The following is a 23,062-nucleotide window of genomic DNA, read 5'->3' on the forward strand; positions in this document are numbered from 1 at the left end:
GTTCTTCCTCTCAAGCCAGGTTGAGTTGCCAGGAGACGCCGAAGCGGTCGTTGAGCCAGGCGAAGCGCGTGCTGAAACCGTAGTCGTCGGCTGGCATCAACGTCTCGCCATCCGCCCCGAGCTGCTCGCGAAGGCGCTCGAACTCTTCGCGGCTTTCGCACTCGACGAATAGCGATATCGAAGGCGTAAAGCTGAAGGGGTGCGTGATGTGGCTGTCGATGCAGGTGTAGCGCCGGCCGGCCAGGGTGAATTCGGCCTGGACGATGCTGCCTTCCCTACCAGGCCCTTCGGGGCCATAGCGCTCGAGCCGGACGATGTCGGAATCGTCGAACAGCGAGACGTAGAAGCGCATGGCCTGCTCGGCATTGCCTTCGAACATCAGCTGCGGGGCGACATGATGTGGCATCGGTACTCCTCCTCTAGGCGCTCGAAGGTGGGCCAGAAAGGGGCAGGGGTATGGCCCAGCAGCACGCCTTCCAGCACGCTGAGATGGGTATGCCAGCCACTGGCCACATTGACCATGGTGTCGTCATCGGCGAGGCGACGATGGGTCACCACCAGGCGTACCTGATCGCCGGCTTCGCTGAGCTCGAAGCGGATGCTCTCCTCGGCAATCTTCTCGCCGTAGCCGGTGTTACTCGATTTTCCCTCCCCCTCATCCGACAATTTGTCATGGGGCTCGGCCTTCAGCGCCGCTTCCAGTGCATTCAGGCGTTGGCTCCAGAATCCTTCGTAGACGCTTAGCCACTGTTCCGCCGCCGCCAGTGGCTGCGGTTGCAGCCGGCAGTAGTGGGCGCGTCCTTCGACGCGCCGCTCCACCAGGCCCGCCTGCTCCAGTACGCGCACGTGCTTGGAGACGGCGGCGAGCGAGATGTCGAACGGCTCGGCCAGCTCGCCGACCTTGCGCTCACCGGCCGCCAACCGCTCGAGAAGCCGGCGACGGGTGGGGTCGGCCAGGGCGTGGAAGACCCGGTCCAGGTGCATCTCATTAAATTCAACCATATGGTTTAAATAGTCGGCGGGTGCTGGTTTGTCAACCACATGGTTTAATATTCTAGAAGCGCGTATCGCCGATGGCCGGCATTACCACTTCCCTGACGTAGGTATTCGGCGACAGCGCCAGCAAAGTGCGAACCAAATGGACCACGTCATGAAGCGGAATGGACTCGCCCTCGTCGCGTTGGGCTGCGCGCTCGAGGGGCACGGCCAGGTCGTCTTCGGTATTGAGATAGCCGAGCTGCAGGCAGGTGACCGCCAGGCCCTGGTCGCGGAAGCCCTTGCGCAGCGCCTCGGCGATGCCGCGCAGGGCGAACTTGGTGGCGCTGAAGGTGACCTCCGGCCTGCCGTGGCCGGGTAGCGCGGAGGTCGAGCCGGTTAGGATGATGCGTGGAGCGGCGGAGCTAAGTAGCGCGGGAAGCAGCGCCTGGATCAGCAGGATGGCCGCGCTGACGTTGACCGTGACCATGTGCTGGAGCTCCGCGGGGCTGTCCGCCAGGAAGCGGTAGTCGGGCTCGAAGGCCCGGCTTTCCCACAGCCCCAGGTTATAGATCAGCACATCCAGCTTGCCCCTGCCATCGCCCCGGCCACCTTGGCGGCCGCCGGCTCGGGCGAGGCCAGGTCGGCGGCAATCCACTCGATGTCGATGCCGGCACGCTCGGGCAGCCTCGTCGGCACGCTGCGCGATACGCCGATCAGACGATCACCGCTGTCGCCCAGTCCGTCGATGAAGGCTCTCCCCAGCCCCTGGCTCGCTCCCACGATCATGATGCGCACCTGCTGCCTCCTCGCATGTTGGCGAGCCAGGTATCGGCTCGTTCATCAGCGAGGCTAGCCCCTCGACTTCACTTGAGGTCAAGCGTCGTTGGGCCAGGCAGATACGCGGGCGTTGATTTAGACAGGCCGGCCGCCTTGCATCAGTGCACCTGCCCATGGAAGGGCCTCGGGATACTCGTCGCAGTCCAGGATAAACTCCTGGCCGCGGGCCACGGCATCAAGCTCAGTATGGTCGGTGTGCTGGCGCCAGCGCTGGCGATTGGCGTGGTAGCTCAGCGGCGTACGGCCATGCTCCGGATAGCACCAGCGCGGCAGGCGCCATTGCGAGACCCGCGTCGCCTGAGGGGCCGTCAGCTGCCGTTCCGGCGCGACATGCGAGAAAGCGCCGACACCTGGCAGCGGCTCATCGAGTTCCGGCAGAGCGAGCTGGGGACGCGCCAGATAGAGCATGTTGCCGGGATCCGGCGGGCGCCGAAAATGGGGGTGATAGTGCGCCCAAGCGTGGTGGTCGCCTCTGGCTTGATCGACCGGCACCACTGAGGCGACCTGCAGCCAGCCCCAGATCACATGGCGGGGCTTTGAACCAGGCACCCAGCGCCAGCCGCCGGCGTGGGGTTCGACGCGCCGAAACAGGCCGAAGAATAGAAACAGATCGCCCGGGCCGACGCCGTGGTTGCGCAGATGCCCCTGGGCCTGGCCGCTCTGGCCGAAGAGCGGTCGCCACCCGGTCGCCCGCGGCAGCATCTCGGGGATCAGGTCGGGGTCGAGGTGAGCGCCATGTTCCGCAGTGATCTTGCCGCGGGTGAGCGGTTCGACCAGCCGGCTTAGCGGCGCGCCGTCGAAGCTGATATCCGCATAGCGAATCGTCGAGGCAGCATCCGGGATCGGCAGGGCGAGCAGCCGGCCGTCCGGTAAGATAGGGCTGGGTACGCCGCCGGCGGAGGAGTCGAAGCCCTTGCGGCTGAGAATCAGTTTCATGGCGATCAGTGCTGCTGGGCGCGCAGCCAGGCGATCTCCTCGGCCCAGATCGCCGGCTCGATGGTTTCCAGCAGCAGGGGGATGCCGTCGATGCGCGGGTCGCGCATGATGGTGGTGAAGGCGTCGAGGCCGATGTTGCCCTGGCCCAGGCTGTGGTGGCGGTCGACGCGGCTGGCGAAGGCGCTCTTGGCGTCGTTCAAGTGCATGCCGCGCAGGTACTCGAAGCCGACCACCTTGCCGAGCTCATCGAGGGTAGCGGCGCAGGCCTCCGACGTGCGCAGGTCGTAGCCGGCAGCAAAAGCATGGCAGGTATCGATGCACACCCCGACCCGCGACTTGTCGTCGACCTGGTCGATGATCTCGGCCAGGTGCTCGAAGCGCCAGCCCAGGTTGGTGCCCTGGCCGGCGGTATTCTCGATCACTGCGGTGACGCCGCGGGTCTCGGCCAGCACATGGTTGATGGAGTCGGCGATGCGGGTCAGGCATTCGCGTTCGCTGATCTTCTTCAGGTGGCTGCCGGGGTGGAAGTTGAGCAGCGAGAGGCCGAGCTGCTCGCAGCGCTGGAACTCGTCGAGGAAGGCGGCGCGGGACTTGTCGAGCCCGGCGGCATCCGGGTGACCGAGGTTGATCAGGTAGCTGTCGTGGGGAAGGATCTGCCCGGGCCCGAAGCCGTGTTCGCGGCAGGCGCTGCGGAACGCCTTGATGGCTTCGTCGGTGAGCGGCTTGGCCTTCCACTGGCGCTGGTTCTTGGTGAACAGGGCGAAGGCATCGGCGCCGATCTCCACCGCGCGCAGCACGGCTTGATCCGGTCCGCCAGCGGCACTGACGTGGGCACCGAGATATTTCATGCGAACTTCCTTGAGCGATTGTTTCGGGAAGGCCAAAGCTTAGCATCGCGGCGCCACGGCATCAGCCGTAGCGCCGTTGGCTACGAGCTCTGCCGGTAGACCGTGTCAGGCACTAAGGGGGGGCGGTTGCCCCCAGGCATTGTGCGTTGCTTGGCGCTCGTATGATAGGAATCCTCGAACACGCTGCTGATCAAGCCGCTAGCGCTTGTACCGCGCCCGTCGCTCCGTGAGGGCCTGGTGCGCATCCTCTTTCAGCGGCAGGCGCGATGCCCACAGGATGTCGTCACGTTGGTGCCCATGTCCTCGAGGATATGGTCGTCATGGGCCAGCAGTGGCAGGAAACGCTGCCGGAACTGGCGGCGCTGGCGGTATCGCCACCACCAGAGCTCAAGCGCATAGATGAGTCCGAGTGGTGGCGTGGCCGGCATATATAGCGCCAGCCGGGGCGGTGGTGTGGGCGCTTTGTTGTCAGTTGGCGTTTGACGATGAATGGGCTGGTACTGGGTCATCTCGCACCTCCATACAGGCCGCCGTGACCGGCGGCTGCGATGTCTTTCTGGTTGTGAATGGAGGGTCGCGACCTCTGGGTAACAGCATGGCTTGGGCTCTTTGATCAAACAAACGAAAAGGTCTACATTTTCAGTTAAGGAAAATTGAAAGGTGTGACCATGACACAGATGCCCTCACTCTCCGGCCATCGTGCCTTGCCCCTGCTGGATAGCGATGTGCTGCGGACCTTCGTGACGATTGCCGAGAGCGGCAGCTTCACGCGTGCCGCTCAGCAGGTCTTCCGTACACCGTCGGCGCTCAGCATGCAGATCAAGCGCCTCGAGGAGACCCTGGGCCAGTCGCTGTTCGTGCGCGAAGCCCGCCAGGTAAGGCTCACCCCCGAGGGCGAGATGCTGCTGGGTTACGGCCGGCGGCTGCTCAAGCTCAACGAGGAGGCGGTGACGCAGTTTCTGGCGCCTACGCTCGAGGGGCGGGTGGGGTTCGGCACCACCGACGATGTCGGCACGCGCATCCTGCCCGGCGTATTGGCCCAGTTCGCCCGCTCGCATCCGGCGGTGCATGTCGATGTGGTGGTGGGGAACAGCGCCAGCATGCTGCAGCGCCTGGATGCCGGCGAGCTGGACTTGATACTCATCACCGCGGGCAACCCGGGCCAAGAGCCGCGCGGCGAGATCGTGCATAGCGAGCCGTTGGTATGGGTGGGCCGCGAGGGAGGCGTGGCCGTGCAGCGCTTACCATTGCCGGTGGCGCTGGCCCACCAGGGCTGTGCCTGGCGAAAAATGGCGCTGGATGCCCTCGACAGTGCCGGCATCGGCTACCGCGTCGCCTATACCTGCGAGCACTCCGCAGGTCAGGAGGCGGCGATGCTCGCTGACCTTGCCGTGGCGCCCTTTCCGCGCAGCCTGATTCGCGCCCCGCTGCGGCGCATTGAGCAAGATCGACTACCGCCGCTGGGCGATTACCAGGTCGCGCTGGTCAAGCGCAGTGACCTCAGCGAGGCTGGCGACGCCTTGGCAGGGCATGTGGTGGGTGCCTTTGGCGAGGCTCACCACTGACGATATCGCCATTCTGCCTGCCGCAGCAGCGCCGCTCGGATGAGCGGCGCTGCTGAGTAATGAACGAGAGTCGGCTAAAGTGAAGCATCGAGCCAGGCATGGGCGGTCGCTATGGCAGCGATAGTCTACGGTTTCATTGATCTCAACTTAACTTCAGGTATTAGGCTCCGAAGAGTGGGCCGGCCCTCATGTGCCGGCATGGCAAAACCATCAGCGGCGGTGTGCCGCTGGGATAGGGAGTCTTCACACATGACCGCTACTCTGCCTCGATCCGCTCTTCACGATACGGCCCAGTGGGAGACATCGCCGCTCGACCTCGACGCCTACCTGGCGCGCATCGATTATCGCGGACCACTCGCGCCGACATTGAGTACGCTGCGCGAGCTGCAGCGTGCGCATCTCGCGGCGGTGCCCTTCGAAAATCTCGAGATCGTCACCGGCGGTGAGATCCGCCTCGATCTGGAGAGCCTGCAGGACAAGCTGGTGCGGCGGCGGCGGGGTGGCTACTGCCACGAGCAGAACACCCTGTTTGCCACGGTGCTGGATCGGCTAGGCTTCGTCGTCGCGGGGCGCAGTGCGCGGATACTGATGGGCGATGATGCGGACAAGGTGACTCCACTCGGGCACACCATCCTCAACGTGACCGTGGCGGGGCGTCAGTGGCTGGTCGATGTGGGAGTCGGCAACGTTGGGCCGCGCGAGCCGATCCGTCTCGACGAGGGCGTCGAGGCGCAACATGGCCGCTGGGAGTACCGGTTGGAGCGCTCATCGCTGGGGTACTGGCTGCTGCGCCATCACCGCCACGATGGCTGGTTCAATCTCTACCAATTCAGCGACGAGCCTTACTTCCGTGCCGACTATGCGGAGCAAAACTACCTCGCCTCCCATCATCCGGACTCGCCCTTCGTGCGACGCATCGTGGCCCAGCACAACGGCGCGGAGGAGCGCCTGGCGTTGACCGATCTGGAGCTGAAGATCTTCCGTCCCGGCAAGGCACCTGAATGGCAGCGGCTCGATGCCGAGGCGCTGCCCCAGATACTGTGCGAGCGCTTCGGCCTGGTGCTCGCGCCGCAACAGGAGGCGGCATTGCTGAGGCGGGCTGAGTCGCTAGTCGAGGCGTCGGCCTAGTTGACGGTCCAGTTGGGCAGTAGGGCTATTCATCATACGGCTCATCGGTACGCGGGGCGCTTGGCATCTGTTCATCGAGTGACTGCCGGTACTTGATGCAGCCACGGATGAATTCCGGCCATTCAGGTACCACGGGAACCGGGTCGCTCTTGTCGGGCAGCAATGCCCAGAGGGCTGGGTGGTGCCAGCACAGATCGTGCCCGCTGCAGTCGCGGTGCTCACGAATGCCTTGGCGTAGCCGCTTGGCTTCTGCGATCAATTGCTCGCGGGTCATCTTGTCCAGGTCTTCGTCCATGGCTCCCTCCCAATCTGCACGGAGAATGTTCAGAGCAAATGGCTCACTCATGCTGCAGGATATTGATGAGCTTGCCGAACGGGTCTCGAACGTAGAACCTTCGCACGCCCCAGGGCTCGCTTACCGGCCCGTATTCGATGGGTATGCTGGCCTTCTCGAAGCGTGCCTGTGCCGTTTCGATATCGTCGACTTCGATGGAGAGATCGGGCACCGGTGTACCGGAGCCGCCTTCGGTACCGAAGCTCACCTGAACCATCATTTTCTCGTCCGAGCCGTAGGTTCGAAACCAGCCGTGATCCATGAGCAGGTCGAGACCCAGGATTTCACCATAGAAGGTAGCAGCCTTGTCGAGATCCGATGTGGCCGAGTTGGACATGATGCGTTTGACTTTCATGTGGCGCCTCGGGGGTGTTGTGCGTGGTTAGTGCGGGGCTACGAAATGCTTAAACATAGTCGCTTCGCTATCGTCCTGCCTGTTCTATCATTTCCCTTCCGCCTACTATGATCGGGCACCTTTGATCACCGAGGAGACTCCCATGAGCGGTACCCTCCATCGCCTTGCAGCCTTCACTGATACCCCGAGCGGCGGCAACCCTGCGGGGGTGTGGTTGGGCGAGGCGCTGCCCGAGCCGGCGCAGATGCAGCGCATCGCCGCCGAAGTAGGCTATTCCGAAACCGCCTTCATCGCCCCGGCCAAGGGTGAGCGTCGCACGGCTCGCTACGACAGTCCCGAGGCGGAGGTGAGTTTCTGCGGTCATGCCACAGTAGCCAGCGGCGTGCTGATGGGGCAGCTGAGCGGGGCGGGCTCCTATCTGCTGGAGACGGCGGTGGGCGAGGTGAGCGTCACGGTCCGCGAGGTGGCGGGGGAGTGGCAGGCGTCGCTGGTGTCGGTTGCGCCGGAGTATCGCCCCGCCGAACCGGAGCTGGTCGAGGAGGTGCGTGAGCTGCTTGGCTGGCAGGCGGATGAACTCGATCCCGAGATTCCGCCGGCACGGGCCTATGCCGGGGCCTGGCACTTGGTGCTGGCATGCAAGACGCAGCAGCGCCTCGAACGGCTCGAGTATGATTTCGAGCATCTCAAGGCGCTGATGCTGCGTGAAGGGCTGACCACGCTGCAGCTGGTATGGCGCGAGCGCGAAGGGTACTTCCACGCCCGTGACCCGTTCCCGGTGGGCGGTGTGGTGGAAGACCCCGCCACCGGCGCGGCGGCCGCGGCGCTGGGTGGCTACCTTCGTGACGCCGGCCTGCTCCAGGCTCCGGCTCAGTTGACGATCCGGCAGGGCGAGGCGATGGGCCGGCCCAGCCGCCTGCAGGTGGACATTCCGCTCTCGGGCGGCATTGTCGTCACCGGGCAGGCAGTGAGCATGGAGCATTGAGCCGGGGCCGCAGCGCCAAGCAGGGCCTTGTTGTCGGCGAACGGCTCAAGGCCTGAGCACCCAGTAGTCGTTCTGGATGTCGTGGGGCAACTGGTGCACCTCGATGTTGCCGAAGCCGGCCTTACCGAAATACTCCCGTGCCTTCTCCCGGCCCCACATCGTTCCCAGCCCTTCGCCGCCCTGGGCGAGCGAGACGCTCATGCAGTGCATGATCGACAGGGTGTAGAGCAACGTGCCCATGGGGTGGTCGCGGTCGCCGTGGTGGTGGCTCGAGGAGTGGATATCCTGGGCCAGGTAGACGCCATCCTCGCGCAGGGTGCGGCGGATACCCTTGAGCAGGTTCAGCGGGTGGGCCTGGTCATGGATGGCATCGAAGGTGGTGACCAGGTCGTAGCGCTGCGCCGGCGCCGTGCGGTCGAAGTCGCTCAGGTCGCGCTCCTCGAAGCACAGGTTGGCCAGGCCCAGGCGAGCGGCACGCTGCGTCGCCCAGCCGATGGCCTCTGCAGATAGGTCGTAGCCGGTAAAGCGGCTGTTGGGGAAGCGTTCGGCGAGCTTCATCAGCGCCAGGCCGCGGCCGCAGCCCAGGTCGAGTACGTCGATGCCCTGCGCCAGCCTGTCCGGCAGCTCTGCTGCCAGCGGCAGGATGGCATCCAACAGCACGGGCAGCACGGTCTGGCCGCTATCCTCGGCCATGACCTCATGGAAACGGGCATAGCGCGAGTACGGCACGCCGCCACCGTGGCGGAAGCATTCCAGCACGTCGTCCTCCACTTGGCCCATCAGCGGTAGGTACTGGGAGAACACGGCGAGGTTGGCCTCGCCGCCGTCGGTCAGCAGCGTGGCATGTTCGGGGGAAGGCGATAGGTCATGGCCCGTGGGTCGTGCTCGACCAGGGCGGCGACCGTCGCGCCACCCAGCCACTCGCGCACGTAGCGCTCATCGAGCTTGGCCTTGGCGGCAAGTTCGTTGCTGGTCACCGGTTCGCCGTCGGTCAACTGGGTGAGCAGGCCGCTGCGGTGGGCCAGCGAGATCAGCTGCAGCATGGCGCCTTCGTTGAGCGCACGCACGAAGCGGTTCTCGAAGTCGGCGGCGTGGGAGGCGTCGAAATTGGCGGGAACGGAGGGTTGGGCTTGGGCAGTCATGGCGGTTCTCCATAGGTCTTGTTGTGTCATTGACGCGTCCATTCTGTCGCTCCCGGCTGGGCTACACTGAAGTCCCTACGGACAAAAACCGGCGGTTTCCGCCATGTCGATGCACAAACCCACCATCGCCTTGCTGGCAATTCCTGAAGTGGCGGCTTCCACCCTGTACGGAGTTTACGATGTCTTCGCTGCGGCGGGACGCGACTGGCCCGCCCTGATCGAGGGCAAGGCCGGTGAGCCGCTGTTCGTGCCGCAGGTGGCTGCTCGTGCTGGCCCCCACGAGATGGTTATCGCCAACGGTGTACGCATCGTTCCCGACGCCGGCCTGGATTGGGTGCCCGATGTGGTGTGCATTCCCGAGATCATGCTGCCGCCCGAGGCGGTGCTCGAGGGGCGCTATAGCGAGGAGGTCGAATGGCTCAGGCGCTGCCATGCCGCTGGCGCCATCCTGGCGACCGCCTGTTCCGGCGCCCTGTTGCTGGCCGAGTCGGGGCTGCTGAGGGGCGAGGATGCCACTACGCACTGGGCCTACTGCGATGTGCTGGGTCGCTATCCGGACGTGCGGGTGCATCCGCATCGTGCGCTGGTGATCGGCGGCACCGGGAGTCGCCTGGTCATGGCGGGGGCGGCACCTCCTGGAGCGACCTGGCGCTGTATCTCGTCGCGCGCCTAGCCGGCGTCGACGAGGCGATGCATCTCGCCAAGCTGTTCCTGATCGATTGGCATGCGGCCGGCCAGCTTCCCTTCGCCATGCTTGCGCGCACCCGGCAGGCCGAGGATGCCGTCATCGCGCGCTGCCAGACGTGGATCGCCGAACACTACGATGAGCCGTCGCCCGTGGCCGCCTTGATCGAGGAATCGGGGCTCAGCGAACGCAGTTTCCACCGTCGCTTCAGGAAGGCCACCGGCCTGACGCCCATGGAGTACGTGCATACCCTGCGTCTGGAAGAGGCCAAGCAGATGCTGGAGACCGAGAAGACGCCGGTGGATGCCATCGCCGAGGCGGTGGGCTACGAGGATGGCGCCTTCTTCGGCCGGCTGTTCCGGCGCAAGGTCGGCCTGACCCCGGCCCAGTACCGGCGCCGCTTCGGTGGGCTGCGCAAGGCCCTGGCGGGGTGAGGGTTCTTAGGACCGAAGGAGTGACACGCTGCCGCTCACAGGCGTCGCCTGACGACCATGGTGGCGAGCAGGTGGGTGGCGCCGCCGACGGCAGCGATCAGGGTGAAGGCGCCGGGTGCACCGCGCGCGATCTCCCAGAAGAAGCCGAGCAGTGCCACGCCGAGCACGGCGCAGTAAGCGGCACGCAGGGCGTGGAGCTGGATCAGGGCGTGGCGCTCATCCAGTGGTGGGTCCTGGCTGAAGTACCTGGACCGACTCGAAGCGCTGGCCGAAGCGCATCAGCGCGGCATAGCCCAGCATGATGGCGAGCATGACCAGGCCGACCCGGGGGCATCCGCGGCCAGCCAGGCGGTCAGGAACATCGCAACCCCCAGACCCGCCCCGACCAGCGGCACGAGCAGGGGTTTGCCGTGGGCTGGCGTGTCATGGTGATGTGTCATCGAATACCTCCTCGACGGGCTTGCCGAAGAATCGCGCCAGGCGCAAGGCGAGTGGCAGCGAGGGCACGTAGCGGCCAACCTCGATGGAATTGATGGTGTTGCGCGAGACACCCATGGCCTCGGACCGGGCCGCCGGGGCTGGTGTCCTCGCTTGGCTGGTTGCAGCGACACCAAGGCCAGGTCAGCATCGCTGCGCTGGTGGAGGAATTGCCGTTTGGCCAGCGCCGCCTGGAGCGGCTGTTCCAGCGCCACATGGGGCTTTCGCCCAAGCGCTATGCCCGGCTGCTGCGCGTCGCCCGCAGTCGCGAGCTGATCAAGTTGGGCGGGAGTGCCACTTCCTTGACCGATACTGCCTTTACCGCCGGCTACTTCGACCAGGCCCACTTCATCCATGACTACAAGGCCGTGACCGGCCTGACGCCAGGTAGCTATCGCGACCATGTGCGGCGGCGTTATGGCGTTCAGTCTTGACGCCTCGACCATCGAGGTATAGGTTTCCCCCATGACCAAAGTGAAATCCGAAGCGGCCGCCGGCCGCCGGATCCCCGACTACAGCGACCCTTCCTACTGGCGCGGCACGATCAAGATGTCGCTGTCGAAGTTCTTCGTGCTCAGCGTCTTGCACCGCAAACCGATGCACGGCTACGAGGTGGTGCAGGCGGTGGAGAAGAGCACCAACGGCTGCTGCAGCCCCTCGGAAGGCACGGTCTATCCTGTGCTCAACGAGTTCGAGGCGGGGGCTATCTCTCCTCGAGTAACGAGGTCGTGCAGGGGCGCTCGCGCAAGGTCTACGCGCTGACGGAGAAGGGGCGGGAGGCCTTTCAGGTGGCGGTGGACGCCTGGCTGGAGGCCACGGACTGCATCGTCGAGAGCCGCCGCATGGCGGGCGGTTCGGTGAAGCGGGAGGAGCATGAAGGATGAGCGCAGGGCGTTTTTACAGGTCCAGATACCTCGATGATCGAGGTAGTCGATGAGTTCGCGCACCGGGGTGGTCGTCGCCCTGGGCGTTTCCCAGACGCTTGCCTGGGGCTCGACCTACTATCTTCCGGCCATCCTCGCCGTGCCCATGGCGCAAGACCTGGGCCTTACCACGGGTACGGTATTCGCGGCGTTCTCCTCGGCGCTGGTGGTCTCGGCGGTGCTGGGCCCGGCGGTGGGTCGGCGCATCGACCGCTTCGGCGGACGCGACGTGCTGACGGTTTCCAGCCTGGTGTTCGCCCTAGGCCTGGTACTGCTGGGTCTGGCGGATGGGCCCGTGCTGCTGTGGGTGGGATGGCTGGTGATCGGCGTCGGCATGGGCATGGGGCTTTATGAGTCGGCCTTCTCGACCCTGGCCGGGCTCTACGGCCGCGAGGCGCGCGGCCCGATTACTGGGATCACGCTATTGGCGGGCTTTGCCAGCACGGTGTGCTGGCCGATCACCGGCTGGCTCAACGCCGAATTCGGCTGGCAGAACGCCTGCTTCACCTGGGCTGCGGTGCACCTGCTGCTGGGCCTGCCACTCAACCGCCTGTTGATTCCCTTCGGCATTCAGCCGCCCACTCCGCACACCGAGGCGGCTGTGTCAGAGGTCGAGTCGACCTGGCTGCCCATGGCGCTGCTGGCTTTCGTCTTTGCCGTGACCTGGTTCGTCAGTACCGGCATGGCCGCGCACCTGCCGTGGCTGCTGCAGATCGCCGGCCTCTCGCCCGCCGCCGCCATCGCGGCCGCGGCGCTGGTGGGGCCGGCCCAGGTGGCGGCGCGACTGCTCGAGTTCTCGCTGCTGCAGCGCTTTCATCCGCTGTTCGCGGCAAAACTGGCGGTGGTGGCTCACCCCATCGGGGCGTTCGGCGTGATGGCGTTGGGGGCGCCGCTCGCCACGCCGTTCGTGCTGCTGCACGGCGCCGGCAACGGCATTCTCACCATCGCCAAGGGTACGCTTCCGCTGGCCATTTTCGGCCCCCATGGCTATGGCCTGCGCCAGGGCGTGCTGATGGTACCGGCACGCTTCGGTCAGGCGCTGGCGCCGCTGGCCTTCGCCCTGCTGATCGAGCGCTTCGGCACCCAGGCGCTGCTGTTCTCCTCCGCCCTGGGGCTGGCCGCCCTGGTGGCGCTGCTCGTCCTGCAAACCCACGCCCTGAAGGAGGCGACATGAGGCTTCGCACGCTCAACGACCCCGACTATCTACCGGCCCTCGACGAGCGCTTCGCTCTGCGGCAGCCCGGCCAGGGCTTGCCCGATCCGCTGGGGCATCCACCGCGCATCCTGCTGCTCTACGGTTCGCTGCGCGAGCGCTCCTTCTCGCGCCTGGCGGTGGAGGAGGCGGCACGGCTGCTGCGCCACTTCGGCGCCGACACACGCATCTTCGACCCATCCGACCTGCCGCTGCCGGACCAGGTGCCGGGCGACGATCACCCGGCGGTGCGGGAGCTGCGCGAGCTGGCGCTGTGGTCCGAAGGGCAGGTGTGGTGCAGCCCCGAGCGCCACGGCCAGATCACCGGCGTGATGAAAACCCAGATCGACCATCTGCCGCTGAGCATGGGAGCGGTGCGGCCCACCCAGGGGCGCACCCTGGCGGTGATGCAGGTCAGCGGCGGCTCGCAGTCCTTCAATGCGGTGAACACGCTGCGCCTGCTGGGGCGCTGGATGCGTATGGTCACCATCCCCAACCAGTCCAGCGTGCCCAAGGCGTACCAGGAGTTCGACGAGGCCGGGCGCATGCGTCCCTCGCCGCTCTACGACCGCATCGCCGACGTGATGGAAGAACTGGTGCGCTTCACCGTGTTGTTACGGCCCCACGCCGAAACGCTGGTGGACCGCTACTCGGAGCGCCGTGAGGCGGCCGGTGCCAAGGCCGATCCGGTAACGGACAAGGCGGCGGTCAGTCAGGCCTCATAGCGGTGACATGCATAACGGGGCGCCAGGCGCCCCGGTGTTCGGTCGTCTGAGAGCAGTCGTCACGCCGGCTGCGTCAGGCGCGACGTGGCGAACTCACGATGCAATTGCTCGACCAGCCGGTCGATGCGCTCCAGGGCACTTTGGGTCGAGGCGGCCAGCGCCTCGCCGCCTTCCTCCTGATGCTCGATGGCGACGCTGTGAAAGCCGCCGATGCCGATGAACTGCAGGGCGGTGCTCGCGCCCGGCTCGAGATGGTTGAATGCCGCCATGCTGCGCCCTGGGTCGAAGTCGTAACCGCCGCGAGAGGAGAGCAGCACCGCATGCCGTTTTCGGTCGGCCAGCAGCGGCACGTAAGATTCCAGGGGCATGAAGGGGTGGGCACCGTACTGCATGTCGAAATCGACGGTTCGGCCCAGGCGAATGACGTTGTCGATCCATGCCTTGAACGCGGCCGGCGGGCCGAAGTTGTACATCGGTACGCCGAGTACCAGGATGTCGGCCTGTACGACCTCGTCGACCAGCGTATCGCTCTCGGCAAGAACCGCCCGCATCGGATCGGTCTGCTGCTCGGGGATGTAAAGGCGGCCTCGATCCACTCTACGCTGGTGAGCTGTGGTGGGTTGGCGCCGATATCGCGATAGACGATCTCGCTATCCGGCGCCAGAGTGTGCCAGCGGGAAACGAAGTGATGGGTCAACCGGCGGGTATGCGCGCCGTGATCGTGGCTGCCGGCACGGCCGGGGCGTGGACTAGCATCGAGGTGAAGTAAGCGCGTCATGGGTTTTCTCCGTCACTGGGTGTAGGATCTTTTGAATGAGCTGTTCTCAGCCTTGCTTGTGGCTCGTTTCATATAAGCCTGAAGCCAGGTAGGGCGACAAACGACGATTCTTTTTCGATTTCGGAAAATAAAATTCATCTATGATGCCGCGACGACTCCCTTCGCTCTCCGCCCTGCGCGCCTTCGAGGCGGCGGCGCGCCACCTCAGCGCCAAGCGTGCTGCCGAGGAGCTCTCGGTCACGCCGACGGCGATCAGCCATCAGATACGCCAGCTCGAGGAGAGCCTGGGCGTGGCCCTGTTCGTGCGGCGGCCACGGCAGCTGGTGCTGACGACGCAGGGCCAGGCGCTGCTCACCGTGCTGAGCGACTCCTTCGACGCCATCGCCGAGACGGTGACCAAGCTGCGCCGTCCGCCGACGCGGCAGGCGGTAACGCTCTCTACCACTCCGGCCGTGGCAGCACGCTGGCTGCTGCCCTGGGTCTGCCTGCTGCGCGATGCCCACCCGCAGATCGACCTGAGCATTCAGGTCTCACACAAAACGGTCGCCCTGGATGGCGTCGTCGCCGACATGGCGATTCGCTACGGCGAGGGCCCCTGGCCCGGGCTGGTCGCGGAGAAGCTGTTCGATAACGTCTTCGTACCCGTCTGCAGCCCCGTGCTGAAGCTGCGTGAACCGGCCGAACTGGTGCGCCATACGCTGCTGCACTTCTCTTCCCCGCGCCGTTGGACTGGGCGGCCTGGCAGCGCCAGGTCCAGGTGTCGGGGCTCGACGTCAGCGCCGGGCTGATGTTCTCCGACGAGACCCATGGCATCACCGCCGCGCTAGATGGCCAGGGCATAGCCCTGATGAGCCGGCACCTGATCGAGGAGGAGCTGCGCCAAGGGCGCCTGGTACAGCCATTCGGCCCCGAGGTTAAGGCCGCTCCCTTCCAGCTCGTCTACCCGCCCGAGCGGCTCGAGGAACCGGCCATCGCCGCCGTGCGCGAGTGGATCATGGGACTATTGGACACTGCGTCCAGGGCGCGTGCCTGTAGGTCAAGCACCGGGGGCAGCCTTAGCGAGCAGGCTGGTAGATAGTGATGCTTATCAGGAGCAAAGCGGCTTGGGAGTCGAGGCTCAATGTATCGATTTAGACCGATCCCGTTTGAGGTTGGGGAATAAGGCGCCGCAGTTCTGCAATACGTGATGATCTCAACGGCGCCCATCAGCGAGGAGGGCGGGGCAGCCAGCTACGCCTCCTTCTCGTAGTTGATCATCCAGGCGACGCCGAACTTGTCCACCAGCATGCCGAAGCGGTGCGCCCAGAAGGTTTCTTCGAGTGGCATCTCCACGCTGCCGTTGTCGGCCAGCGCGTTGAAGAGCCGTTCGGCCTCCTCTACCGAGTCGACACCGACCGCAATGCTGGCGCCCTTGATGCCTTCGTAGGGCGCCGGGCAGAAGGGGGCGTTGTCCGACGCCATCAACAGCTGGTCGCCAATGCGCAGGCGTGCATGCATCACCAGGCCGCGGGCTTCGTCGGGTATCTCCATGCCCTCGCTGCTGGGCATCTCGGCATAGGTGGAAATGGCCTCCAATTCGGCGTCGAAGCAACGCTGGTAGAACGCGAAGGCTTCGCGGCAGTTGCCGTCGAAGATCAGGTAGGTGGAAAGCTGCATGGTGAATCTCCAAGGGTTGTGGTTGGTGCTACTTCCCTTCGTCGATTCAACATAGTCGCTTTCGACAGGCACGCGCATTTTCTATCGGTCAGTCTGGACGGCCAGACGCTGGAGACGGGCGGCCTGCTGGGCAAGGGCGCTGCAAAGCTCGGGTGGGTAGAGGATCTCGAAGTCGTAGGGCTGACGGGCGAGTTGATGAGCGAACCAGGTCAGGCTGTCAGTACGGGCGTGCAGCAGCACGGCGCTGCCATCGGGAGTGAACATGCCGATATGGCGACCTAGCTCATCGAGGGCATGAGCAAGCACGTGAGTCTAGATGTCCTTCATCCAGAAGCAGGCGAAGAATCATGACGCTCAAGGCTGTCGCCAGGTGCCTGTTCGCGTTCGTGCATGCCGTAGTCGCGAATTACCCCGGCCACGCGCAGCCGGTAGTCATCGAAGACCACTTCGCGGCCCTGCGTCTGGCGGCGCGTCCGCCAGGTGGTGCCGACGGCGGCGGCGGAACACCTGTATCCGGTGTTGCAGCGCGGCTTCGATGCCTTCGGTGACGCCCTTGAGGTGCTGCGCGAGCAGACGGCGCCGGCCAGCGTCACGCTCTCCTGCACCCCAGCCTTTGCCAGCCACTGGCTGTTGCCGCGGCTGGCCGACTTCCATGAACGGCACCCCGATATCGACTTGCGCATTCACGCCAGCGAAGTGCCCCTGGATCTATCGCGCGGTGCCGCGCTGGCGATTCGCTATGGCATGGGGCCCTACCCGGAGCATCAGGCCGAGGTGCTGGCGGATGACAGCTTTGCCCTGGTGGCCAGCCCGCAGCTGGGGCTGAGCGGGTATGAGGATCTGCACAGGGTCCGGCACATCGTCTTCGACTGGTACTGCGCTACGCTGGGCCTGCCGTCTTGGCAGCACTGGTGCCAAGCGGCGGGTGGCAGCATCGCCGACCTGGGCGCGAGCCTAACCTTCTCCGACGAGAGTCATGCGATCCAGGCGGCCATTGCCGGCCAGGGCGTGGCACTGCTGAGCCAAACGCTGGTGAAGGATGAACTTGAACGTGGCGTGCTGCAGGTCCCCTTCGGGCCAAGGCTTCCTGGGCTGCGTTATCAGCTGATTCGGCACAGCCGCTTCGCTGGCCATGTTGCCCTTGAGCGAGTGGCCGAATGGCTACGAGAAGTGTTCGCTGAGCCGTGCCTGGGCGCTTGAGATAAGTCGAATAGTGGCGCCCTTGCCAAGGCGTTCTATCCTTTGCGGTGACAAGGATGCCGCGTACCTATCACCGTTAAGGAGAGGCAATGTTTTCGTTCGAGATTTGGGTCGCCTATACCGCGGCCTGCATTCTGCTGGTGCTTGCGCCAGGGCCTGACAACCTGCTGGCCTTCATTCCCCAGTTCGTTGACCCAGCGGCAGGATCCGTCGCCGTGCAGATGCTCATCTATGGTGGCTGGTTTGCCGCGTTGACGGCAGTCGGGTTCTCTCATGGGCGTCTTTGCGGCGCGTCTCTCCATCTGGCTGCAGGCGCGGCCGCGGATCGTTTCTGGTCTCAATGTCGGTGCCGGCCTGACTTTCGTGGTCACGGGCCTGTCGGTGGTGGCCATGAAGCAGCGTTGATCTCCCTGCAGCTTGGCGTGGGTCGATGTCGAAAAGCGCCGACCTGCAGCGATAGTGTGATGACCAGGGCGAACGGCCTTGTCAGGTAAATGGGGAGAGATGACATGCAATACATGCTGATGTGCTGTATCGACGAAGCGCTGTGGGAGGGACTGCCGGAGGCGTCCCGCGATGCGGTAATGCACGACTACCATGCGCTGATCCAGGAGATGGTCACCAGCGGCGCTTATCGCGGCGGGGCGCGTCTGCAGTCGGTGGAAAGTGCTACCACGCTGCGCGAGCAGAATGGCCAGGTGGTGACCCACGACGGGCCTTTCGCCGAGGCCCGCGAGCAGTTGGGGGTTTCCATGTCGTGGAGTGCCGCGATCTAGACGAGGCGCTGGCGCTGGCCCGGCGCATTCCGCCGCTGCGAGTGGGGGGCTCGGTCGAGGTGCGGCCGGTCGACCCCGCCTATCGCATGTAGGCAATGAATCTCGACGCGCTCTATCGCGAGGCCTATGGCCGATTGTTGGCGGGTCTGATTCGTCGCTTCGGCGACTTCGCCTTGGCCGAGGATGCGCTGCAGGCGGCCTTCGAGGCCGCCATGTATCAGTGGCCCGAGCAGGGTACGCCCCCCAGTCCCCTGGCCTGGCTGGCGGCGACCGCCCGCCACAAGGCGCTCGATCAGCTGCGCCATCGCCAGATGCTCGAGCGCAAGCAGGGCGAGTTGGCCATGCATCTCGAGCAGACACTGGGCGAGGCGCCAGCGCCGGATGATGAGGTGCCGCTGGATAGCCTACGGCTGATGTTCACCTGCTGCCACCCGGCGCTCGGGCGTCCCGCTCAGGTTGCCTTGACCTTGCGCACCCTGGGCGGTCTGACCACCGAGGAAATTGCCCGCGCGTTCATGCTGCCGGTGCCGACGCTGGCCCAGCGTCTTGTACGCGCCCAGGCCAAGATACGCGATGCCGGCATTCCGTTCGAGGTGCCGGATGACGCCGCCCTTGGTGAGCGTCTCGATGCGGTGCTGGCGGTGATCTACCTGATCTTCAACGAGGGTTATGCCGCCAGCGGCGGTGAGCGGCTAGTGCGCGAGGAACTGTGTCATGAAGCCATCCGTCTGGGCCGCTTGCTCGTGGGGCTGATGCCCGCCGAGCCCGAAGCGCGCGGCCTGTTGGCACTGATGCTGTTCCACGATGCACGGCGCGATACGCGTCTCGACGAGGACGGCGATATCGTTCTGCTGGAGGATCAGGATCGCTCGCGCTGGCATCATGAATCGATAGAAGAGGGGCGTGCCCATCTGCACCAGGTGCTGCGCGACGGCCCACCCGGCCCCTATGTCGTGCAGGCCGCCATCGCCGGGCTGCACGTCGAGGCGCCAGGCGCCGCCGACACCGACTGGCGGCGCATTGCGGCGCTCTACAGCCTGCTCTACGCCATGCAACCGACCCCGGTGGTGGCGCTGAACCGTGCCGTGGCGATCGCCATGGCCGATGGTCTCGAAGTCGGCCTGGCACTGCTCGATGAGATTCACCTGCCGGGATACCACCTGCTGCCGGCGGTACGCGCCGATCTACTGCGGCGCCTGAAACGCTATGCTGAGGCCGCCGAGGCGTATCGCGAGGCGTTGGCGCTATCGCCCCAGGCGGCGGAGAGGCGCTTTCTCGAACGCCGCCTGGCCGAGGTGCAGTCAGCCCTGGGCTGACTCGACCAGGGCGTCGAGCCAGGCGTTGATGCGCGGATCGCTGAAGAACGCTACCAGCCGCTCGGCGGTGATCTCGCCGATGCCTGCCCGGGCGCGCCAGTCGGTCGCGGAGCGCTGGCGCAGTTCGGCGAGTGTGACCTCGCCATTGGCGTCTTGAAGTGCCGCGGGCGCGACCTTGGGCATCCCCAGGGCCACCAGCCAGCGGGGTAGCGACTGCTCGGCGCTCTCGGCGAACAGGGCGTGCCACCAGGCGGCGCGTACCTCGCCGACGCCGTGGGCCTGCTGCAACTGAGTCGGGCTGAGGTCGCGCCAGTCGAGCAGCTCCTCGAGTAGCCCCGCATCGATCAGGCGCTGCCAGCTGCCTTCGCCGAGGCCGGCCATGTCCAGGCCGTCCGGGCCGGAGAGCCACGTCAGCCGGGCCAGAAACTGGCTCTCGCAGCCGGGCGTCAGACGCAGACAACTCAGCGGGTGATAGGCCGCGGGATCGGGTGCGTCGAGGGGTGGGCGCGGTTCGCGGCGCGTCAGCACCGACTCGAACTGGGGATGGTCAACCCGGCAAGGCGAATTGTGACGTGATCCCCAGGGCGGATATCGTGACGTTGCCACTGCGCCAGCGAGCCGAGGCTGACGCGGCGGATCGTGCGATCGTCGAGAACGGTGGGCATCAACCTGAGTACCGGGGTGATCTGGCCGGTGCGACCGACCCGGAACTCGATGCCGCGTACTTCGGCCAGCGCCTGCTGGGCCGGGTGCTTCCAGGCCACCGCCCAGGCCGGCGCGGCCGCCTGCCAAGCCTCGGCATCTGGCCGCTGGCTCTGACGCACGACGATGCCATCGGTGGCAAAGGGGAGGGCGCCGCGATACCAGCGCTGACGCCAGGTGGCCACCTCATCGGCACGGGTCACCGCCTGGGTCATGGCCACGCTGTCGTCAAAGCCCCAGGCGGTGAGCCTGTCCAGCCGCTGCTGCATGCCGGCTGGCCCGTCCGGCCAGTCCCAGACGAACAGGCCGACCCGCTCGGCATCCTCCGTCTGCCAGGCATGGCGCGACATCAGGCCGATGATGGCACTGCGCGCCCCGGCGCTGCCGTGCTCGGCCTGCACGTGGTCATCAAGGCGCAGATAGAGCTCGCCCTGCAGCACTACGCGCGCTGGGTAGGGGGCTGTCAGGCGCTGGGCAACATGGGGCGCCTGGCGTAGATGTGGCAGCCAGTCGCTGCCGCGTTCGCCGTCGCCGCGGCTGATGGCCTGTACCAGCTGGCCGCGTTCATAGACCAGCGTCACGGCTACGCCGTCGACCTTGGGCTGCACCCATAGCGAGTGAGCCTGACGGCGCTGCATCCAGCGTGCCAGGCTGGCCTGGTCGTCGAGCTTGGCCAGGCCGGTCTGTGCCACCGGGTGGTGGAGCGGGCCGTCGGGTTCATGCGGGGTGTCGGCGGAGCGCTTACCGCGGCAGACCTGCCAGCGTTCCAGCCGCTGGCGTGCCTGGTCGTAAAGGGCATCCTCGACCAACCGCTCGCCGCGCTGATAATAGGCTTCGTCCCAGGCGGCAACGCGTTCGGCGAGCTGTTCGACACTGGCATCATCCGGTGCCGTATCGGGGCAGTCATGCGCAACGGCGGTGGGCAGCAGAGTGGCGCTGCAGAAAGCCAACGCCAAGCTGGCGAACCAGTGCAGTAGGCCCGGAGCGGTGTAGCGGAGAGCGACCATGCTGACATCCTTGTCATTGCCGTGGGTGATACGGCGTTGATATCAGCATAGTCGAATACACAAACGCCTGCCCCGCCAGGGTGGCGGGGCAGGCGGGCAGTGCGTGGTGCGGGTTAGCGGCGTTCGGACAGCAGTGCGTAGTCGAGGAGCACCTCGGCGCTTTCCAGCAGCTTGGCACGTTCGGCGGGTTCGCTCTCCTCTTCATCCTCGCCGCGGGCGTCGACCCAGTCGTCGAGTAGCTCGAGACCCAGGGCGCGACGGCGGTCGTTCTCGAGGCCGAGCTGACGTCCCTCTAGCTCTTCCATCTCGCGCTGGCGCTGCTCGCGGTTGAGGCTGACGCTGGTCTGCTCTTCGCGCAGCTCGCGGGCCAGTTCCGCCTGAGACTCGAGATAGACGAAGTTGGGGTTCGCTGCCACGCGCTCGCGGTGCCGTGCACTCAGCTCTTCGAGATAGCGCCACGGCTCGCCGTAGTGGCGATACTGCACGGCGCGCACGGTGTCCCACTCCAGGGCGTTGTCGAGGGCGCTCTCGCCGATGATCTCGGGGTCGAGCAGGCTGGGGAACACTCTGTCCGGTTCCACGCCGCGGTGCTGAGTACTCTCGCCGGAGATGCGGTAGAACTTGGCGCGGGTCAGCTTGACCTGGCCGTGGCTGAGGTCGTTGACGGTCTGCACCGTGCCCTTGCCAAAGGTACGGTTGCCGAGCACCAGGCCGCGACCGTAGTCCTGGATGGCGCTGGCGAAAATTTCCGAGGCCGACAGTCGGTTGACCAGCACCCCCAGCGGCCCCTCGTAGAGGCTGCCGCTCTCGGTGTCGCCGTAGAGGCTGATGCGGCCACGGGTGTCGCGCACCTGCACGGTGGGGCCGCGGTCGATGAACAGGCCGATCAGCGAATTGGCTTCCTGCAAGGCGCCACCGCCGTTGTTGCGCAGGTCGAGCACGATGCCCTCGACGCCCTGCTCCTTGAGTGACTCGACCTCGCGCGCCACGTCGCGGGTGGTGCAGGAGCTGGGCGTTGCGCTGTTGGGTAGCCTGGCCACCTTCGTCTATCGCGCCCAGGTCAGCGCGACGATGGCCGATGGCGAAATTGCTGAGGCGGCGGGTATCGTGGAGGATAGCCTATGGGTCACCGTTGCGGCCGGCGATAGCCTGCCTGCCGGCGTACTGATGGAAGCCCAGCAGGCCTTTACCGCGGGGCTGAATGTGACCGCCACCGTGGGCGGCATCGCTATCCTGGCGCTGGCGGTGGTCTCCATCGTCAGCCTGCGCCATGTCGGGGCCATCGGAGGAGAAATTCAGGGGTCATCAGCCGAGAAAGGCGAGCCCTGATCGTTACGCCAACGATGCTATGCAGTGCCTCGATGTCCAGGTAGCCGAACACGGCGTGCAGGAGCGGTTCGATGTGGTTGGCGTGGGCCATGCGCTCGCCCGGCTCGTATCCGTAGTCGCCCCGGGCGCCGAGTACTACCAGGCGCTTGTTCATCTCCGTCAGCATAGCCCCGGTGGCCAGTCCGGGCCTGGCTGTGGCGGGGCTGATGAGGGGCGGGCGCTCAGGGGCGCGGGCTCAGTCGGGTTCCAGCAGCTGTGCGCCGCAGCCCTGCTCGCTCAGTTCATCATCGGGGTTGCGCAGCGGGCACTCGTCCAGGGACAGGCAGCCGCAGCCGATGCAGTGGTCGAGCTGGTCGCGCAGCTGGGTGAGGCAGCGGATGCGCTCGTCCAGGGCCGCTCGCCAGTCAGCCGAGAGGCGCTGCCAGTCAGCGGCACCGGGGCTCGGGCATCGGGCAGGGTGTCGAAGGCCTCGCGTATCTCGTCGAGCGAGATGCCAGTGCGCTGGGCAACCTTGATGATCGCCAAGCGGCGCAGGACGTCGCGCCGGAAGCGCCGCTGGTTGCCGGCATTGCGGCGGCTGGTGATCAGCCCCTTGGCCTCGTAGAAGTGGATGGCCGAGACCGCCAGGCCGCTTCGCCGGGCGACCTCGCCGACGCTCAGCTCGCGCGGCAGGGGAGGGGACATGACATTCTCCTTGACCTCGACTTAACTAGAGGTTTTACCCTGCCTGCCATTCTCGGGCAAGCGGGCCCGGGCC

General features: G+C 65.9%; 35 protein-coding genes and 3 pseudogenes. 17 read left to right on the top strand and 21 right to left on the bottom strand.

Annotated features, from left to right (window positions below; genetic code table 11):
- Positions 1–10 precede the first annotated feature (10 nt).
- The 7 genes from ACSJDS_RS10275 to ACSJDS_RS10305 all read right to left on the bottom strand — a co-directional run bounded on the left by ACSJDS_RS10275 (position 11) and on the right by ACSJDS_RS10305 (position 4,108).
- Positions 11–406: a VOC family protein gene (locus tag ACSJDS_RS10275; RefSeq protein ID WP_473033186.1), complete on the bottom strand. Its 396-nt coding sequence runs from the start codon at positions 404–406 to the stop codon at positions 11–13.
- Positions 379–1,002 (bottom strand): ArsR/SmtB family transcription factor, encoded by a 624-nt coding sequence (locus ACSJDS_RS10280; protein WP_473033188.1) that lies wholly within the window; start codon positions 1,000–1,002, stop codon positions 379–381. The genes ACSJDS_RS10275 and ACSJDS_RS10280 overlap by 28 nt, the downstream gene beginning before the upstream one ends.
- Positions 1,003–1,054: 52 nt before the next feature.
- The gene (locus ACSJDS_RS10285; RefSeq protein ID WP_473033190.1) at positions 1,055–1,555 is read right to left on the bottom strand and encodes an SDR family oxidoreductase; all 501 of its coding nucleotides are present in this window, start codon (positions 1,553–1,555) and stop codon (positions 1,055–1,057) included.
- On the bottom strand, positions 1,549–1,773 hold the full coding sequence (locus ACSJDS_RS10290) for a hypothetical protein (protein WP_473033192.1): 225 nt from the start codon (positions 1,771–1,773) through the stop codon (positions 1,549–1,551). Before ACSJDS_RS10290 ends, ACSJDS_RS10285 begins: the two co-directional genes overlap by 7 nt.
- Before the next feature lie 117 nt (positions 1,774–1,890).
- Positions 1,891–2,751, bottom strand: a complete 861-nt coding sequence (locus ACSJDS_RS10295; RefSeq protein WP_473033193.1) for an Nmad3 family putative nucleotide modification protein — start codon at positions 2,749–2,751, stop codon at positions 1,891–1,893.
- A gap of 5 nt (positions 2,752–2,756) precedes the next feature.
- Complete coding sequence (gene nfo / locus ACSJDS_RS10300; protein ID WP_473033194.1) at positions 2,757–3,599, bottom strand: deoxyribonuclease IV; 843 nt, start codon at positions 3,597–3,599, stop codon at positions 2,757–2,759.
- A 251-nt stretch (positions 3,600–3,850) separates the two neighbouring features.
- Positions 3,851–4,108: a hypothetical protein gene (locus ACSJDS_RS10305; protein WP_473033195.1), complete on the bottom strand. Its 258-nt coding sequence runs from the start codon at positions 4,106–4,108 to the stop codon at positions 3,851–3,853.
- Positions 4,109–4,267: 159 nt separating this feature from the next.
- Here ACSJDS_RS10305 and ACSJDS_RS10310 point away from each other — a divergent pair, with 159 nt between their 5' ends.
- Together ACSJDS_RS10310 and ACSJDS_RS10315 are read left to right on the top strand one after the other, a co-directional pair.
- Entirely contained in the window at positions 4,268–5,164 is an 897-nt protein-coding gene (locus ACSJDS_RS10310; RefSeq protein WP_473033196.1) for a LysR family transcriptional regulator, read from the top strand.
- Between the two features lie 249 nt (positions 5,165–5,413).
- On the top strand, positions 5,414–6,292 hold the full coding sequence (locus tag ACSJDS_RS10315) for an arylamine N-acetyltransferase family protein (RefSeq protein ID WP_473033197.1): 879 nt from the start codon (positions 5,414–5,416) through the stop codon (positions 6,290–6,292).
- A 25-nt stretch (positions 6,293–6,317) separates the two neighbouring features.
- Here ACSJDS_RS10315 and ACSJDS_RS10320 read toward each other — a convergent pair whose 3' ends face one another.
- Both ACSJDS_RS10320 and ACSJDS_RS10325 read right to left on the bottom strand, forming a co-directional pair.
- Positions 6,318–6,587 carry a hypothetical protein gene (locus ACSJDS_RS10320; RefSeq protein WP_095621926.1) on the bottom strand — a complete coding sequence of 90 codons (270 nt, stop codon included), beginning with the start codon at positions 6,585–6,587 and terminating at the stop codon, positions 6,318–6,320.
- Positions 6,588–6,630: 43 nt separating this feature from the next.
- Positions 6,631–6,981, bottom strand: coding sequence for a VOC family protein (locus tag ACSJDS_RS10325; protein ID WP_473033198.1), 351 nt, complete (start codon positions 6,979–6,981; stop codon positions 6,631–6,633).
- Between the two features lie 142 nt (positions 6,982–7,123).
- On the opposite strand from ACSJDS_RS10325, the gene ACSJDS_RS10330 reads away from it, so the two are divergent.
- Positions 7,124–7,963 (top strand): PhzF family phenazine biosynthesis protein, encoded by an 840-nt coding sequence (locus tag ACSJDS_RS10330; protein WP_473033199.1) that lies wholly within the window; start codon positions 7,124–7,126, stop codon positions 7,961–7,963.
- A 45-nt stretch (positions 7,964–8,008) separates the two neighbouring features.
- Here the strand turns inward: ACSJDS_RS10330 and ACSJDS_RS10335 are convergent, their stop codons facing one another.
- On the bottom strand, positions 8,009–8,767 hold the full coding sequence (locus tag ACSJDS_RS10335; protein ID WP_473033200.1) for a class I SAM-dependent methyltransferase: 759 nt from the start codon (positions 8,765–8,767) through the stop codon (positions 8,009–8,011).
- A 26-nt stretch (positions 8,768–8,793) separates the two neighbouring features.
- Positions 8,794–9,105, bottom strand: a complete 312-nt coding sequence (locus ACSJDS_RS10340) for a hypothetical protein (protein ID WP_473033201.1) — start codon at positions 9,103–9,105, stop codon at positions 8,794–8,796.
- Positions 9,106–9,208: 103 nt separating this feature from the next.
- Between ACSJDS_RS10340 and ACSJDS_RS10345 the strand changes: the two genes are divergently transcribed.
- Together ACSJDS_RS10345 and ACSJDS_RS10350 are read left to right on the top strand one after the other, a co-directional pair.
- The gene (locus ACSJDS_RS10345; protein ID WP_473033202.1) at positions 9,209–9,778 is read left to right on the top strand and encodes a DJ-1/PfpI family protein; all 570 of its coding nucleotides are present in this window, start codon (positions 9,209–9,211) and stop codon (positions 9,776–9,778) included.
- A 17-nt stretch (positions 9,779–9,795) separates the two neighbouring features.
- On the top strand, positions 9,796–10,224 hold the full coding sequence (locus ACSJDS_RS10350; RefSeq protein WP_473033203.1) for a GlxA family transcriptional regulator: 429 nt from the start codon (positions 9,796–9,798) through the stop codon (positions 10,222–10,224).
- A gap of 35 nt (positions 10,225–10,259) precedes the next feature.
- Here ACSJDS_RS10350 and ACSJDS_RS10355 read toward each other — a convergent pair whose 3' ends face one another.
- The 3 genes from ACSJDS_RS10355 to ACSJDS_RS10365 all read right to left on the bottom strand — a co-directional run bounded on the left by ACSJDS_RS10355 (position 10,260) and on the right by ACSJDS_RS10365 (position 10,779).
- Positions 10,260–10,382, bottom strand: a complete 123-nt coding sequence (locus tag ACSJDS_RS10355; RefSeq protein ID WP_473033204.1) for a hypothetical protein — start codon at positions 10,380–10,382, stop codon at positions 10,260–10,262.
- Between the two features lie 120 nt (positions 10,383–10,502).
- The gene (locus tag ACSJDS_RS10360) at positions 10,503–10,664 is read right to left on the bottom strand and encodes a hypothetical protein (RefSeq protein ID WP_473033205.1); all 162 of its coding nucleotides are present in this window, start codon (positions 10,662–10,664) and stop codon (positions 10,503–10,505) included.
- Complete coding sequence (locus tag ACSJDS_RS10365) at positions 10,648–10,779, bottom strand: helix-turn-helix transcriptional regulator (RefSeq protein WP_473033206.1); 132 nt, start codon at positions 10,777–10,779, stop codon at positions 10,648–10,650. The genes ACSJDS_RS10360 and ACSJDS_RS10365 overlap by 17 nt, the downstream gene beginning before the upstream one ends.
- A gap of 44 nt (positions 10,780–10,823) precedes the next feature.
- On the opposite strand from ACSJDS_RS10365, the gene ACSJDS_RS10370 reads away from it, so the two are divergent.
- The 5 genes from ACSJDS_RS10370 to arsH are packed head-to-tail and all read left to right on the top strand — an operon-like array spanning position 10,824 to position 13,541.
- Positions 10,824–11,135, top strand: a complete 312-nt coding sequence (locus tag ACSJDS_RS10370) for a helix-turn-helix domain-containing protein (protein WP_473033207.1) — start codon at positions 10,824–10,826, stop codon at positions 11,133–11,135.
- A gap of 31 nt (positions 11,136–11,166) precedes the next feature.
- Complete coding sequence (locus tag ACSJDS_RS10375) at positions 11,167–11,463, top strand: PadR family transcriptional regulator (protein ID WP_473033208.1); 297 nt, start codon at positions 11,167–11,169, stop codon at positions 11,461–11,463.
- Positions 11,430–11,585 (top strand): hypothetical protein, encoded by a 156-nt coding sequence (locus ACSJDS_RS10380; protein ID WP_473033209.1) that lies wholly within the window; start codon positions 11,430–11,432, stop codon positions 11,583–11,585. Before ACSJDS_RS10375 ends, ACSJDS_RS10380 begins: the two co-directional genes overlap by 34 nt.
- A 49-nt stretch (positions 11,586–11,634) precedes the next feature.
- Positions 11,635–12,798: an MFS transporter gene (locus tag ACSJDS_RS10385; protein ID WP_473033210.1), complete on the top strand. Its 1,164-nt coding sequence runs from the start codon at positions 11,635–11,637 to the stop codon at positions 12,796–12,798.
- Positions 12,795–13,541 (top strand): arsenical resistance protein ArsH, encoded by a 747-nt coding sequence (arsH, locus tag ACSJDS_RS10390; protein ID WP_473033211.1) that lies wholly within the window; start codon positions 12,795–12,797, stop codon positions 13,539–13,541. The genes ACSJDS_RS10385 and arsH overlap by 4 nt, the downstream gene beginning before the upstream one ends.
- Before the next feature lie 59 nt (positions 13,542–13,600).
- Here arsH and ACSJDS_RS10395 read toward each other — a convergent pair whose 3' ends face one another.
- Positions 13,601–14,137, bottom strand: coding sequence for an FMN-dependent NADH-azoreductase (locus ACSJDS_RS10395; RefSeq protein WP_473033212.1), 537 nt, complete (start codon positions 14,135–14,137; stop codon positions 13,601–13,603).
- Positions 14,138–14,459: 322 nt separating this feature from the next.
- Between ACSJDS_RS10395 and gcvA the strand changes: the two are divergent.
- Positions 14,460–15,397 (top strand): annotated as a pseudogene (gene gcvA / locus ACSJDS_RS10400) (transcriptional regulator GcvA).
- A gap of 152 nt (positions 15,398–15,549) precedes the next feature.
- Here the strand turns inward: gcvA and ACSJDS_RS10405 are convergent.
- Both ACSJDS_RS10405 and ACSJDS_RS10410 read right to left on the bottom strand, forming a co-directional pair.
- Entirely contained in the window at positions 15,550–15,975 is a 426-nt protein-coding gene (locus ACSJDS_RS10405) for a VOC family protein (protein WP_473033213.1), read from the bottom strand.
- 81 nt (positions 15,976–16,056) lie between these two features.
- A complete protein-coding gene (locus tag ACSJDS_RS10410) occupies positions 16,057–16,281 on the bottom strand; it encodes a WCX domain-containing protein (RefSeq protein ID WP_473033214.1) in 225 nt (74 codons plus the stop codon).
- 174 nt (positions 16,282–16,455) lie between these two features.
- On the opposite strand from ACSJDS_RS10410, the gene ACSJDS_RS10415 reads away from it, so the two are divergent.
- The 5 genes from ACSJDS_RS10415 to ACSJDS_RS10435 all read left to right on the top strand — a co-directional run bounded on the left by ACSJDS_RS10415 (position 16,456) and on the right by ACSJDS_RS10435 (position 19,267).
- Positions 16,456–17,175: a LysR substrate-binding domain-containing protein gene (locus ACSJDS_RS10415; RefSeq protein WP_473033215.1), complete on the top strand. Its 720-nt coding sequence runs from the start codon at positions 16,456–16,458 to the stop codon at positions 17,173–17,175.
- Between the two features lie 273 nt (positions 17,176–17,448).
- Complete coding sequence (locus ACSJDS_RS10420; protein WP_473033216.1) at positions 17,449–17,580, top strand: hypothetical protein; 132 nt, start codon at positions 17,449–17,451, stop codon at positions 17,578–17,580.
- A 104-nt stretch (positions 17,581–17,684) separates the two neighbouring features.
- On the top strand, positions 17,685–17,951 hold the full coding sequence (locus tag ACSJDS_RS10425) for a YciI family protein (protein ID WP_473033217.1): 267 nt from the start codon (positions 17,685–17,687) through the stop codon (positions 17,949–17,951).
- Positions 17,933–18,043, top strand: a complete 111-nt coding sequence (locus tag ACSJDS_RS10430) for a hypothetical protein (protein ID WP_473033218.1) — start codon at positions 17,933–17,935, stop codon at positions 18,041–18,043. The genes ACSJDS_RS10425 and ACSJDS_RS10430 overlap by 19 nt, the downstream gene beginning before the upstream one ends.
- A gap of 3 nt (positions 18,044–18,046) precedes the next feature.
- The gene (locus ACSJDS_RS10435; protein WP_473033219.1) at positions 18,047–19,267 is read left to right on the top strand and encodes an RNA polymerase sigma factor; all 1,221 of its coding nucleotides are present in this window, start codon (positions 18,047–18,049) and stop codon (positions 19,265–19,267) included.
- Here ACSJDS_RS10435 and ACSJDS_RS10440 read toward each other — a convergent pair.
- The 3 genes and pseudogenes from ACSJDS_RS10440 to ACSJDS_RS10450 form a co-directional block, all read right to left on the bottom strand.
- Positions 19,253–19,795, bottom strand: coding sequence for a hypothetical protein (locus tag ACSJDS_RS10440; RefSeq protein WP_473033220.1), 543 nt, complete (start codon positions 19,793–19,795; stop codon positions 19,253–19,255). The genes ACSJDS_RS10435 and ACSJDS_RS10440 overlap by 15 nt on opposite strands.
- Positions 19,789–20,976 (bottom strand): hypothetical protein, encoded by a 1,188-nt coding sequence (locus ACSJDS_RS10445; protein WP_473033221.1) that lies wholly within the window; start codon positions 20,974–20,976, stop codon positions 19,789–19,791. The genes ACSJDS_RS10440 and ACSJDS_RS10445 overlap by 7 nt, the downstream gene beginning before the upstream one ends.
- A 113-nt stretch (positions 20,977–21,089) precedes the next feature.
- Positions 21,090–21,977, bottom strand: a pseudogene (locus ACSJDS_RS10450) (carboxy terminal-processing peptidase); the annotation flags it as partial.
- Here ACSJDS_RS10450 and ACSJDS_RS10455 point away from each other — a divergent pair.
- On the top strand, positions 21,940–22,305 hold the full coding sequence (locus ACSJDS_RS10455) for a hypothetical protein (protein WP_473035103.1): 366 nt from the start codon (positions 21,940–21,942) through the stop codon (positions 22,303–22,305). The pseudogene ACSJDS_RS10450 and the gene ACSJDS_RS10455 sit on opposite strands and share 38 nt — an antisense overlap.
- Positions 22,306–22,540: 235 nt before the next feature.
- Here ACSJDS_RS10455 and soxR read toward each other — a convergent pair.
- Positions 22,541–22,989 (bottom strand): annotated as a pseudogene (gene soxR / locus ACSJDS_RS10460) (redox-sensitive transcriptional activator SoxR).
- Positions 22,990–23,062: the final 73 nt, after the last annotated feature.

This window comes from Halomonas sp. SL18_1, assembly GCF_055755715.1.